At 69.1% G+C, this 12,072-nt stretch carries 11 protein-coding genes; 5 read left to right on the top strand and 6 right to left on the bottom strand.

Translation table 11 applies throughout. The features are described 5' to 3' along the window. Nucleotides 1-109 precede the first annotated feature (109 nt). Nucleotides 110-742 (bottom strand): TetR/AcrR family transcriptional regulator, encoded by a 633-nt coding sequence (locus ACIBU0_RS10925; RefSeq protein ID WP_398814952.1) that lies wholly within the window; start codon nucleotides 740-742, stop codon nucleotides 110-112. 96 nt (nucleotides 743-838) lie between these two features. Between ACIBU0_RS10925 and ACIBU0_RS10920 the strand changes: the two genes are divergently transcribed. Beyond that, nucleotides 839-1,591, top strand: coding sequence for an SDR family oxidoreductase (locus ACIBU0_RS10920; protein WP_398814949.1), 753 nt, complete (start codon nucleotides 839-841; stop codon nucleotides 1,589-1,591). Nucleotides 1,592-1,637: 46 nt separating this feature from the next. Here ACIBU0_RS10920 and ACIBU0_RS10915 read toward each other — a convergent pair whose 3' ends face one another. Next, on the bottom strand, nucleotides 1,638-2,726 hold the full coding sequence (locus tag ACIBU0_RS10915; RefSeq protein ID WP_398814946.1) for an SIS domain-containing protein: 1,089 nt from the start codon (nucleotides 2,724-2,726) through the stop codon (nucleotides 1,638-1,640). Nucleotides 2,727-2,968: 242 nt separating this feature from the next. Here ACIBU0_RS10915 and nagB point away from each other — a divergent pair, with 242 nt between their 5' ends. Then, nucleotides 2,969-3,754 (top strand): glucosamine-6-phosphate deaminase, encoded by a 786-nt coding sequence (gene nagB / locus ACIBU0_RS10910; RefSeq protein ID WP_398814943.1) that lies wholly within the window; start codon nucleotides 2,969-2,971, stop codon nucleotides 3,752-3,754. A 140-nt stretch (nucleotides 3,755-3,894) separates the two neighbouring features. Here the strand turns inward: nagB and ACIBU0_RS10905 are convergent, their stop codons facing one another. From ACIBU0_RS10905 to ACIBU0_RS10890, 4 genes are all read right to left on the bottom strand, one after another. Beyond that, complete coding sequence (locus ACIBU0_RS10905) at nucleotides 3,895-5,379, bottom strand: glycoside hydrolase family 3 protein (RefSeq protein ID WP_398814941.1); 1,485 nt, start codon at nucleotides 5,377-5,379, stop codon at nucleotides 3,895-3,897. Between the two features lie 9 nt (nucleotides 5,380-5,388). After that, the gene (locus ACIBU0_RS10900) at nucleotides 5,389-6,219 is read right to left on the bottom strand and encodes a carbohydrate ABC transporter permease (RefSeq protein ID WP_398814938.1); all 831 of its coding nucleotides are present in this window, start codon (nucleotides 6,217-6,219) and stop codon (nucleotides 5,389-5,391) included. Nucleotides 6,220-6,222: 3 nt separating this feature from the next. Continuing rightward, nucleotides 6,223-7,209: a carbohydrate ABC transporter permease gene (locus ACIBU0_RS10895; protein ID WP_398814935.1), complete on the bottom strand. Its 987-nt coding sequence runs from the start codon at nucleotides 7,207-7,209 to the stop codon at nucleotides 6,223-6,225. A 118-nt stretch (nucleotides 7,210-7,327) separates the two neighbouring features. Then, nucleotides 7,328-8,605: an extracellular solute-binding protein gene (locus ACIBU0_RS10890; protein ID WP_398814933.1), complete on the bottom strand. Its 1,278-nt coding sequence runs from the start codon at nucleotides 8,603-8,605 to the stop codon at nucleotides 7,328-7,330. Nucleotides 8,606-8,911: 306 nt separating this feature from the next. Between ACIBU0_RS10890 and ACIBU0_RS10885 the strand changes: the two genes are divergently transcribed. From ACIBU0_RS10885 to ACIBU0_RS10875, 3 genes are all read left to right on the top strand, one after another. Beyond that, the gene (locus ACIBU0_RS10885; RefSeq protein ID WP_398814930.1) at nucleotides 8,912-9,676 is read left to right on the top strand and encodes a GntR family transcriptional regulator; all 765 of its coding nucleotides are present in this window, start codon (nucleotides 8,912-8,914) and stop codon (nucleotides 9,674-9,676) included. A gap of 88 nt (nucleotides 9,677-9,764) precedes the next feature. Further along, the gene (locus tag ACIBU0_RS10880; RefSeq protein ID WP_398814927.1) at nucleotides 9,765-11,900 is read left to right on the top strand and encodes a carbon starvation CstA family protein; all 2,136 of its coding nucleotides are present in this window, start codon (nucleotides 9,765-9,767) and stop codon (nucleotides 11,898-11,900) included. Beyond that, on the top strand, nucleotides 11,875-12,072 hold the full coding sequence (locus ACIBU0_RS10875) for a YbdD/YjiX family protein (RefSeq protein WP_398814924.1): 198 nt from the start codon (nucleotides 11,875-11,877) through the stop codon (nucleotides 12,070-12,072). Before ACIBU0_RS10880 ends, ACIBU0_RS10875 begins: the two co-directional genes overlap by 26 nt.

Raw genomic sequence — 12,072 nt, 5'->3', positions numbered from 1 at the left:
GTCCATGCGTTGGAGCCTGTTTGCTGTTGACGCTTCCTCGCGGGCCCCGGCCAGTCGGAGAACTAGTAGGACGCCCTGGTATCCACCACGCAGCCTAACCCGTGTGGGTTCATGTGCGGGGCCAGATGGCCATGGCAATTTCCGCGAGTGCCTCCAGTTCCTCCCGGCTCGCCCCGTCGCGCGCCTGTTGTGACATGCCGTGGATGACCGCGCCGGCGTGCCGGGCGAGGGTGGCGGCGTCGGTGCCCGGCGGGAGATCACCAGTTGCGACATCCGATTGGATACGGCTCTCGAAGGCGCTGATGGTGGCGTTGCGCCGGTCACGCAGGGACTCGGCGACCTCCGGGGTCGTGCAGTTGATGGCCGCGTGGGCGATGAGGCAGCCGTGCGGATGATCGGGGTCCGTATACATGGCGGCGGCCTCCCGCAGGGTCCGTTCGACCGCGGCGCGGGAGGTGGACTCCTCGGCGAGGGCCCGGTCGGCGAAGGACGCGTACCGGGCGGTGTAGACGCGGACGGCCTCTTCGAAGAGGGAGCGCTTGTCGCCGAAGGCGGCGTAGAGACTGGGGGCGCCGATGTCCATGACCTGGGTGAGGTCGGAGACCGACGTCGCCTCGTAGCCGTGCTCCCAGAAGGCGAGGATCGCCTTCTCCAGAGCGGACTCGCGGTCGAAGGAACGAGGGCGGCCGCGGGGCTTGGGCGTGCGCTTGATCTTCGCCTTCGTCTCGTCACTGCTCACCATGGGATGGATTTTATAGCGGCTGCTAGAGAATTGTCGGCGCCCTGCTGTACGGTCTTTCTGTAGCGACCACTAGGAAATTACGAAGGGGGCGTGGGCATGAGCGTGCTCACTGGCAGGACGGCACTGGTCACGGGAGCGAGCAGGGGAATCGGACGGGCCGTGGCCCAGCGGCTGGCTCGCGACGGGGCGCGGGTCGCCGTGCACTACGGCAGGAATGAGGCGGCGGCCAAGGAGACCGTGACCGCGATCGAGGCAGCGGGCGGCAGCGCCTTCGCGATCCGTACCGAGCTGGGGGTGCCGGGTGACGCGGAGGCCCTTTGGGAGGCTTTCGATCGGCATGCCGAGGGACTGGACATCCTGGTCAACAACGCGGGCATGGCGATCTTCGCGACCGTCGAGGACACGGACGAGGAGCTCTACGACCGGACGCACGCGGTCAACGCCCGGGCGCCGTTCTTCATCGTCAAGCACGGCCTGCGGCGACTGCGCGACCACGGCCGGATCATCAACGTCACGGCTGCCACGGACGCTGCCATCGCCGCGATTGCCGCCACGCACATGGCCAAGGGCGCGGTCACCACGCTGACCCGCTCGCTCGCCGCCGAGCTGGCGCCGCGCGGGATCACCGCCAACTCGGTCGGGCCCGGGTTCATCGACACCGATCTGACGAGCGCGGCACTGGCCGACCCCGGGATACGCGCGCACGCGGAGTCCGTCTCGGTCTTCAAGCGGGTCGGTACGGCCTCCGAGGTGGCCGACGTGGTGGCGTTCCTGGCGTCGCCCGACTCCCGCTGGGTCACCGGCCAGCACATCGATGCCACGGGAGGCTCACTGCTGAGCCTGCACTAGGAGCTGAGCCTTCACCAGCGGCTGTCCGCGGACGTGGCCCTGCTCCTCAGCGCGTCTCCGTCACCTTCGCCAACGCGCGCGGAGCATCGGGGTCCTGGCCCCGCGCGATGGTGACCTCGTAGGCCAGGAGCTGGAGCGGCAGGATCTCCAGGATCGGCTGGACCTCCTCGGCCACGTCCTCGGTGGGCAGGACGAAGCCGGCCGACGCCTGCTCCACCTGGTGGCGGGGGCCGATGACGACCAGGTCGGCACCGCGGCCGCGGAGTCGGTCGAGGACGGGCCGAAGGGCCTCGCCGCCCTTGCCGTCGGTGACGACCGCGATGACCGGGGAGACGTTGTCGACCATGGCGAGCGGGCCGTGCAGGAGATCGGCGCCGGAGTAGGCGAGCGCCGGGATGTAGCTGGTCTCCATCAGCTTCAGCGCGGCTTCCTTGGCCGTGGGGTAGCCGTAGCCCCGGGAGGTGATCACCATGCGCTCGGCGAAGCGGTAACGGGCGGCGAGGGTGCGGACCTCGTCCTGCCGGGCGAGCAGGCGCGCGGCCAGGTCCGGGAGCACCTTGGCGGGGGCGCCGTCGCCGCCGCGCAGACCTTCGACGAAGAGGTAGAGGGCGAGAAGGGAGGCCGTATAGGTCTTGGTCGCGGGGAGGGCCCGCTCCGGCCCGGCCATGATGTCGAGGTGGTACTCGGAGACGCCGGCCAGCGGTGAGTCGGGGTTGTTGGTCACCGCGAGCGTGATCGCGCCGGCCTCGCGGGCGGCCCGGGTCGAGGCGACCAGGTCCGGGGAGCCGCCGGACTGGCTGACGGTGATGACGAGGACGTCGGTGAGATCGGGGCGGGCGCCATAAGCGGTGGTGGTCGACATCGACGACAGGCCGCAGGGCAGGCCGAGGCGGATCTCCAGGAGGTACTTGGCGTAGAGGGCTGCGTTGTCGGAGGTGCCGCGGGCAGTGAGCAGGACGAAGCGCGGGTTGCGGGCGGCGATCTCCTGGGCGACCGTGCGGATGGCAGGGGCGGCCTCGGACAGGATCCGGCGCAGCACGGCGGGCTGCTCGGCCAACTCACGGGCCATGATGCGGCCGGCGACGTCGATGTGGGGGGCGTGCGGGTCGGGAGGGTACGGGGTCGTGGCGGTCATGGGGCCCTTCCTGCGATTGCGCTCGGCGTGGCGGGCGGGGCGCCCGTCGCTGCGGACAGTCTTCATTCCACTTCCCCATGGGGAGTGGCGCCTGTCCGACGGTCTGCCGACATGTCTGCGGGGCTTGCGTTCACATGGGCTCGGAGCCCTGCTCAGTGTGCGCCCGAGGTGCTAGATTGGTCTAAACCACATGCCCCCTTCAGGGTGCCCATCGAGTCCCTCTTCAGATCGGCAGGCCCAGCGTGGAAGTTGTCATCGTTCCGGACGCCAAGGCGGGTGGCGAGCTGATAGCCGAGGCCATGGCCCAGCTGCTCGGGCGCAAGCCCGACGCCCTGCTCGGTGTGGCCACCGGGTCGACGCCGCTGCCCATCTACGCGGCGCTCGCGGCGAAGGTGCGTTCCGGTGCCGCGGACACCTCGCGCGCGCGGATCGCGCAGCTCGACGAGTACGTGGGGCTGCCCGCCGAGCATCCGGAGTCGTACCGGTCGGTGCTGCGGCGCGAGGTGCTGGAGCCGCTCGGGATCGGGATGGACGCGTTCATGGGGCCCGACGGGGCGGCCGAGGACGTGCAGGGCGCGTGCGAGGCGTATGACGCGGCGCTGGCCGCGGCCGGGGGCGTCGATCTGCAGTTGCTCGGGATCGGGACGGACGGGCACATCGGGTTCAATGAGCCGTGTTCGTCGCTGGCGTCGCGGACGCGGATCAAGACGCTGACGGAGCAGACGCGGGTCGACAATGCGCGCTTCTTCGACGGGGACATCGAGCAGGTGCCGCACCACGTGATCACGCAGGGGATCGGCACGATTCTCGAGGCGCGGCATCTGGTGTTGCTGGCCACGGGTGAGGGCAAGGCGGATGCGGTCGCGGCGACTGTGGAGGGGCCGGTGGCTGCGGTGTGTCCGGCCTCGGCGTTGCAGTTGCATCCGCATGCGACGGTTGTGGTGGACGAGGGGGCGGCGTCGAAGCTGAAGCTTGCCGACTATTTCCGGCATACGTATGCCAACAAGCCGGATTGGCAGGGGATTTGAGAAGCGGGTTTCGTCTGCCTGGTTCGAATTGTTGCGGGCTGCGGGCCGTAGGTGGCTGGTCGCGCAGTTCCCCGCGCCCCTAGGGACGCTGAAGGCGCCGGTCCTCTGAAAAGAGACCGGCGCCTTTCTCGTCCTGACGGCTACTCCCCCGCGATGACCTCCGCCGCCGCCCGGCCGCACACGCGTGCCGCGCCATGCGTGGCGATGTGGAGGGCGCCTCGGGGAGGTGCCTGGGGGACGCCCATCTCGACCACGACGGTGTCGGGGCGGGCCGCCAGCAGGGTGTCGAGGGCCGTCGCCATCCAGGGGTGCCGGTGTTCGTCGCGGACCACCGCCACGACCCGCCGGTCCCCCGCCGCGCCCAGCGCTTCGGAACCCGCGTCCTGCCCCGCGAAGCTGCCCGTCTCGGTGCCGGGGAGGAGTCGGGTCAGTTCCGCGGCCACGCCCCAGGGCGTCTCGTCGCCCACGGCGATGTTCGCGACCGGGGTGAAGGCGGCGACGTAGGGCGCCTCGGTGAGGGGGGTGAAGTCCGCGGCGCCGGTCGTCCTCAGCGCGCGGCGGGCGGCCACGAGGCCCACGTCCGTGCGCCCCTCGCCCTCGGTCGCCGGGGCCGCGGTCGCCGTCCAGCGGGCCAGTTCGCGGACGCGTTCCGCTGCCTCCGCCAGGCGCTCCTCGGGGAGTTCGCCGGAGCGGACGGCGGCGATCAGAGCGTCCCGCAGGCGGCGTACCGTTTCGTCGTCCGCCAGGCCGCCGCCGACGCAGATCGCGTCCGCGCCGGCCGCGATGGCGAGGACGCTGCCGCGTTCGATGCCGTACGTCGCCGCGATGGCCTGCATTTCCATGCCGTCGGTGACGATCAGTCCGGAGTAGCCGAGGTCACCGCGGAGGAGCTCCGTCAGGACCGGGCGGGACAGGGTCGCCGGGTGGTCGGGGTCCAGGGCCGGGACCACGATGTGCGCGCTCATCATCGCCCGCGTGCCGGCGGCGATCGCGGCGCGGAACGGGGAGAGTTCACGGTCCGACAGCACGTCCAGGGCCGCGTCGATGCGGGGGAGCGCGTGGTGGGAGTCGACCGCCGTGTCGCCGTGGCCCGGGAAGTGCTTCGTGCAGGCCGCCACGCCCGCCGACTGCAGACCGGTGACGTAGGCCGCGGTGTGGCGGGCGACCAGGGCGGTGTCGGGGCCGAAGGAGCGTACGCCGATCACCGGGTTCGCGGGGTTGGAGTTCACGTCCGCCGACGGGGCCCAGTTGAGGTTCACCCCGCAGGCCGCGAGACGGCGGCCGAGCTCGAACGCCACCTCCCGCGTCAGCTCCACGTCGTCCACCGCGCCCAGGGCGTGGTTGCCGGGGAAGCTGGAGCCGGTCCTCACCTCCAGCCTCGTCACATCACCCCCCTCCTCGTCGATCGCGACCAGCACGTCGTCCCGCTCGGCCCGCAACTGGGCCGTCAGCGCGGCCAGTTGTTCCGGTGAGGCGATGTTGCGGCCGAACAGGCCGACGGAGGCGAGGCCTTCGCCCAGGCGGCGCAGCAGCCAGTCGGGGGCGGTGGTGCCGGTGAAGCCGGGCTGGAGGACGGTCAGGGCATCGCGCGTCAGAGTGTCGGTGCCGCTGGCGATTGTCGTCATCGGGTGGCGTTATCCCTTCACGGCGCCGGCCGTCAGGCCGTTGACAGCCCTGCGCTGCAGGAAGACGAAGAGGATGAGGATCGGGACGGCGAAGAGCGAGGACGCCGCCATCGTCGCGCCCCAGTCGTTGCCGAAGGCGGTCTGGAAGCTGGACAGCCACAGTGGCAGGGTCTGTGCCTCCGCCTCCTTGTTCAGCACCAGGACCAGGGGGAATTCATTCCATGCGGTGATGAATCCGAACAGGGAGGTGGACATCAGGCCCGGTGCCAGCAGCGGCAGGATGACCTTGCGGAAGGCCTGGGCGCGGGTGCAGCCGTCGACCATCGCGGCCTCTTCCAGTTCCCGGGGCACGGCGGCGACGAAGCCGCGCAGGGTCAGGATGGTGAAGGGCAGGATCATCATCATGTAGAAGACCGTCAGCGGCACGAGGCTGTTCAGCATCGACGCGTCCCGCACGATCATGTACATCGCGATGATCATCACCTCCCAGGGCGCCATCTGGGCCAGCATGAAGCCGACGACGAAGCCGCGCCGCCCCCTGAACCGCATCCGGGCCAGGGCGAAGGAGCCCGCGAGCGCGATGACCAGGGCCAGAGCGACCGCGCACAGCGTGACGATCAGTGAGTTGGTGACGTACGTCCAGAAGTGGTCGACGCCGGTCGCCTTCTTGAAGTGCTCGAAGGTGATGTCGGTCGGGAACCAGACCGGGTCCTCCGAGATGATGTCGCCGGTCGGTTTGAAGGCCGTGGCGAACATCCAGTACACGGGGAAGACGAAGCCGATGAACAGGGCGACGGCCGTGACGTTGGGCCACAGACGGCCGAAGGCGGAGCGCTTCACCGCTTAGACCTCCTCTTCCTCTTGCTTGAGCACGATCCTCAGGTAGTAGGCCGTCAGGCCGAGCAGGATCAGAATCGTCAGGACGGCGATCGCGGCACCCATGCCGTAGTGCTGGTTGCCGACGCCCTCGATGTAGGCGTAGACGGGCAGGATCTCGGTGAGCCGGTCGGGGCCGCCGCCGTTGATGGTGAAGACCTGCACGAACGCCTTGAAGACCCAGATGATCTCCAGGAAGGTCGTGGCGTAGAGGAAAGGGCGCAGGAAGGGGAGCGTGACCGTGGTGAAGCTCTTCCACGCCCCCGCGCCGTCCAGTGCCGCGGCCTCGTAGAGCTCGCCCGGGATGGTGGTCGTGGCCGCGTACAGGTTGATCGCGACGAACGGGATCGACTGCCAGACGATCAGCACCGTGACCACGAAGAAGGTCGACATCTGGCTGCTGGTCCAGCTGTAGTCGGCCATGGAGTGCCAACCGAGCTTGTCCAGTACCCAGTTGACGACACCGAAGCGCTGCGCGAACAGCCACTGGTAGACGGTGGTCGCGGCGACCACGGGCATCGCCCAGGCCAGCACGAGCCCGATCATCAGCGTGACCCGCATCCGCTGCCCGAGGCGGGCCAGCAGCAGGCCGACCAGGGCGCCCAGGATCATGATCAGGACGACGTTGACCGTCGTGAACAGGATCGAGCGCAGGGTGACGCGCCAGAAGTCCTCGCCGGTGAGGACCTCCTGGTAGTTGTCGATGCCGTTCCACTCGGTGACGTGCTGGATCAGCTGCGCCATGTTGAGGTTCTGGAACGACAGCAGGACGTCCTTCAGCAGCGGCCAGCCGAGCAGCAGCACGGTGGCCGCGCAGGCCGGCAGCAGCAGGAGGTACGGGGTGAGCGCGCCGAGGCGTGACGCGGCCCGGGGCCCCGGTCCGGCGGCCCCGCTCCGATCCCTTTTGGCTACGTCCACCGGGCCGGAGGGCGGCCGTTCGGTCTGCACGGTCATGCTCGCGATCTCTCTTCTCGACCTACGTACGTGGACCCGCGTACGGTCGCCGGGGCGGGGGGCGTCGTGCGCATCCCCCGCCCCGGCGCGCACACCGGCGCCGTTGCTGCCGCTGGTCCTACTGCTGCTGCGCCAGACGCTTGTTGAACTCGCCCTCGACCTGCTTGGCGGCCTCGGCCGGCGACTTACCGTTCAGCACGGCCGTCATGTACGTCTTGACCGGGTTGGGCGCGTTCTCCACGGCCGCCCACTCCGGGATCAGCGGCGTGGTGCCACCGCCCGCGACGGCCGGTGCGGCGGCCTCGGCGACGGCGTTGCCCTTGAGGTTGGCCTGCAGCGCATCCTTGTTCGGGATGACGCCGTTGATCTTGGCGAGCTCGCCCTCGTACTTGTCGGACAGGGCGATCTTCAGGAACTCCTTGGCCAGCTCCTGCTTCTTGCTGCCCGCGGCGACCGCGAGGTTGGAGCCGCCGAGGAAGACGCCCTCGGGCTTGTCGGCCGTGGCACCCGGGATGGTGAAGTAGCCGATCTCCTTCTCGATCTTCGGGTTGGCCTTGATGGCGATGCCGGCCTCCCAGCCCATGCCGATGAAGGCGCCGACGTTGCCCTTGCCGAAGACCTCGCCCTGCTGCGGAGTGGCCTCGTCCTTGTCCTTGGGCGCCTTGGACAGCGCCTGGAACTTCTTGTACGTCTCCATGGCGGCGGCGACCTTCGGGTCGTCGAGGTTGGAGACGTACTTGTCGCCGTCCTTCTTCACCAGCTCGGCGCCCTCACCGATGGTCAGGCCGACGAAGTGGTACCAGTTCTGGCCGGGCAGGTAGATCGGCTCGGCGTCGGTCTTCTCGCCGATCTGCTTGAGGTCGGCGTAGAACTCGTCGCGGGTCTTGGGGGTGTCCTTGATGCCCGCCTCGGCCCAGATCTTCTTGTTGTAGAGGACGACGCGGTTGGCGAAGTACCACGGCACCGCGTACTGCTTGCTGTCGTAGACCGCGGACTTGTTCAGGGACTCGGTCCAGTCGGCGCCGATCGCGGTCTTGACGTCGGCGAGGTCGGCGAGGCCGCCGGTCTTGGCGTAGGCCGGGGTCTGGGTGTTGCCGATCTCGAAGACGTCCGGCGGGTTCTCCTCCGACAGGGCGGTGGTCAGCTTCTGCTGGATGCCGTTCCACTGCTGGACCTCGAACTTGACCTTGGCCTTGGTCTTCTTCTCGAAGGCCGCCTGGACGTCCTTCTGCCACTGGTCCGGGGAGGAGCCGTCCATCACCCACACCGTGAGCGTCTCGCCCGCGTAGCCGTCGGCGCCCGCCTTGTCGCCGCCGTCACCGTTGTCGCCCCCGCACGCCGCCAGGGAGATCATCATGCCCGCGACACCGATCGCGGTTATCAGCTTGCGCTTCACGCCACCCTCCTCAGGGATGCCCACACCTCCCGCCCATGGGCCGGGACCTGGACCAATGGTGTAGACCAGTACCGGGAGCTTGGACCAGACCAAAAGCGCTGTCAAGGGTGTCGGAAACGCCTCTGACCAGCCGTTATGCGACCTACATATGAAGGAACCTTTAAGTAAGAAGCCAGCGAAAAGAGCGGCGCCGGAGTACTCTCGTCCGCTAGACCACTTGGCTCTATGGACTAGACCAAAAGAGGTGGCGACGGTATACAGAAGGGATCACGATGTGACCCGCATCCGGAGCCGGGAAGGCAGAGCATGAGCACCGACGTCAGCAGTGCGGAGAACGAGAACGGTGCCACCGTCCGTACCGCGCGCGTGCCCAAGTACTACCGCCTGAAGAAGCACCTGCTCGACATGACCGAGACACAGGCGCCGGGCACCCCGGTCCCGCCCGAGCGGACCCTGGCGGCGGAGTTCGACACCTCGCGCACAACCGTGCGCCAGGCCCTGCAGGAGCTGGTCGTCGAGGGGCGCCTGGAGCGCATCCAGGGCAAGGGCACGTTCGTCGCCAAGCCGAAGGTCTCGCAGGCTCTGCAACTCACCTCGTACACCGAGGACATGCGCGCCCAGGGCCTGGAACCGACCTCACAGCTGCTGGACATCGGCTACATCACCGCCGACGACCGCCTCGCCGAGCTGCTCGACATCACGGCGGGCGGCCGGGTGCTGCGCATCGAGCGGCTGCGCATGGCGAACGGCGAGCCGATGGCCATCGAGACGACCCATCTGTCCGCCAAGCGCTTCCCCGCCCTGCGCCGGTCCCTGGTCAAGTACACCTCCCTCTACACCGCCCTCGCCGAGGTCTACGACGTCCATCTCGCCGAGGCCGAGGAGACCATCGAGACCTCCCTGGCCACCCCGCGCGAGGCCGGCCTGCTCGGCACGGACGTGGGCCTGCCGATGCTGATGCTGTCCCGGCACTCGCTGGACCGGGAGGGGCAGCCGGTGGAGTGGGTGCGGTCCGTGTACCGCGGGGACCGCTACAAGTTCGTGGCGCGGCTGAAGCGGCCTGTGGAATAGGCCACTTGCGGTAGTGCACGCGGTGTAGCGCATCCCCCTTTCCTGTTCTACGGTCCTCCCGTCGCCGCACGGACGGGAGGACTCCCCGATGCGTACCGCGAACGCCCGCACCATCACCGTCTGGACCCTGGTCGCGCTCGTCGGTGCCGCCGGATGGACCGTACTGGCGCTCTCGCGGGGCGAGGACGTCTCGGCAGCATGGATGATCGCTGCCGCCCTCGGCTCGTACGCGATCGCCTACCGCTTCTACGCCAAGTTCATCGCGTACAAGGTCCTGAAAGTCGACAGGACCAGGGCCACCCCGGCCGAACGCCTCAACAACGGCATCGACTTCCACCCCACCGACCGCCGCGTCCTGCTCGGCCACCACTTCGCGGCGATCGCCGGCGCCGGCCCGCTCGTCGGCCCGGTGCTGGCCGCACAGATGGGCTATCTGCCGGGCACGATCTGGATCATCGCGGGCGTCGTCTTCGCGGGCGCGGTCCAGGACATGGTGGTGCTGTTCCTCTCCACCCGCCGGGACGGACGGTCGCTGGGGCAGATGGCACGCGAGGAGATCGGCCCGTTCGGCGGCGCGGCCGCCCTGGTCGCCGCCTTCGCCATCATGATCATCCTGCTCGGCGTGCTGGCCTTGGTCGTCGTCAACGCCCTCGCGCAGTCCCCGTGGGGCACCTTCTCCATCGCGATGACGATCCCGATCGCCCTGTTGATGGGCTTCTACCTGCGGGTGCTGCGCCCCGGCCGGGTCACCGAGGTCTCCGTCATCGGCGTCGCACTGCTGCTGTCCGCCCTGGTCGCGGGCCGCTGGGTCGCCGAGTCGTCATGGGCCGGCACCTTCACCCTCGCGCCCTCGACGCTGGTCGTCTGGCTGGTGGCGTACGGCTTCGTCGCCTCGATCCTGCCGGTGTGGACGCTGCTGGCGCCGCGCGACTACCTGTCGACCTTCATGAAGATCGGCACGATCGTGCTGCTCGCCCTCGGTGTCGTCATCGCCCTGCCGACGCTGAAGATGGACGCGGTCACGGACTTCGCCTCGCGCGGCAACGGCCCGGTCTTCGCGGGGTCCCTGTTCCCCTTCGTCTTCATCACCATCGCCTGCGGCGCCCTGTCCGGTTTCCACTCGCTGATCTCGTCCGGTACGACGCCGAAGATGATCCAGAAGGAGACGCAGGTCCGGATGATCGGCTACGGCTCCATGCTGATGGAGTCGTCGGTCGCCGTGATGGCCCTGGTCGCGGCGAGCATCATCGACCCGGGTCTGTACTTCGCGATGAACGCGCCCGCCGGGGTCATCGGCGACACCGTGCAGCACGCCTCCCAGGCCGTGGGGAGCTGGGGGTACCAGATCTCCCCCGAGGCGCTCGCCCGGGCGGCGGAGAACGTCGAGGAGGCGACCCTGCTCTCACGTACCGGCGGCGCGCCCACCCTCGCCATCGGGGTCTCGGAGATCTTCTCCCAGGTCACCGGCGGCGGTCTGCGCGCCTTCTGGTACCACTTCGCGATCATGTTCGAGGCGCTGTTCATCCTGACCGCGCTGGACGCGGGCACGCGCGTGGGCCGTTTCATGCTCCAGGACATGCTGGGCAACGTCCACCGGCCGTTCAGGAACGTCAGCTGGAAGCCCGGCCTGGTCGTCACCAGCGCGCTCGTGTGCGGCCTGTGGGGGTACTTCCTGTGGGTCGGCGTCCATGAGCCCCTCGGCGGCATCAACCAGCTGTTCCCGATCTTCGGCATCTCCAACCAGTTGCTGGCCGCGGTCGCCCTCGCCGTCTGTACGACCCTGCTGGTGAAGTCCGGCCGCCTCAAGTGGGCCTGGATCACCGGGATTCCGCTCGCCTGGGACGCCACGGTGACGCTCACCGCCAGCTGGCAGAAGGTGTTCTCCAGCGACCCGAAGGTCGGCTTCTTCAAGCAGCGTCAGGTGTTCCAGGACGCCATCGACCGCGGCGAGGTGCTGCCGCCCGCCAAGACCATGGACGACATGCACACCGTGGTCACCAACTCCACGGTGGACGGCGTCCTCTCGGCGGTCCTCGCGCTCCTGATCGTCGTCGTGATCGCCGACGCTCTGCGCGTGTGCGTCAGGCACGTGCGCCGCCCGGCACTGTCCACGCTGAGCGAGGCGCCGTACGTCGAGTCGAAGATCACCGCTCCGGCCGGGCTGTTCCCGACGAAGGCGGAGAAGGAGGAGGAGCGCCGTGCGGTCGCTTCGACGGGTGCTTAGCGGCGTGCGCTGGTACGTGCGCGAGCTGACCGACGAGTCGGCTTACGACCGCTATGTCGCGCATGTACGGCGGGAGCACCCGGACGCGCGGGTGCCCTCCCGGCGCGACTTCGAGCGGATGCGCACCGACCGTCAGGAGGCGGACCCGCGCCAGGGGTTCCGCTGCTGCTGA

It is taken from the genome of Streptomyces sp. NPDC049627, from assembly GCF_044465645.1.
Taxonomy (GTDB): domain Bacteria; phylum Actinomycetota; class Actinomycetes; order Streptomycetales; family Streptomycetaceae; genus Streptomyces.
The sequence above is the reverse complement of the archived record's forward strand: the minus strand, read 5'-3'. Positions and strand labels throughout refer to the sequence as shown.

Coding starts and splice junctions, on each gene's coding strand:
- ACIBU0_RS10925 (WP_398814952.1), bottom strand. CDS start 742: ATGGTGAGCAGTGACGAGACGAAGGCGAAGATCAAGCGCACGCCCAAG.
- ACIBU0_RS10920 (WP_398814949.1), top strand. CDS start 839: ATGAGCGTGCTCACTGGCAGGACGGCACTGGTCACGGGAGCGAGCAGG.
- ACIBU0_RS10915 (WP_398814946.1), bottom strand. CDS start 2,726: ATGACCGCCACGACCCCGTACCCTCCCGACCCGCACGCCCCCCACATC.
- ACIBU0_RS10905 (WP_398814941.1), bottom strand. CDS start 5,379: ATGACGACAATCGCCAGCGGCACCGACACTCTGACGCGCGATGCCCTG.
- ACIBU0_RS10895 (WP_398814935.1), bottom strand. CDS start 7,209: ATGACCGTGCAGACCGAACGGCCGCCCTCCGGCCCGGTGGACGTAGCC.
- ACIBU0_RS10885 (WP_398814930.1), top strand. CDS start 8,912: ATGAGCACCGACGTCAGCAGTGCGGAGAACGAGAACGGTGCCACCGTC.
- ACIBU0_RS10880 (WP_398814927.1), top strand. CDS start 9,765: ATGCGTACCGCGAACGCCCGCACCATCACCGTCTGGACCCTGGTCGCG.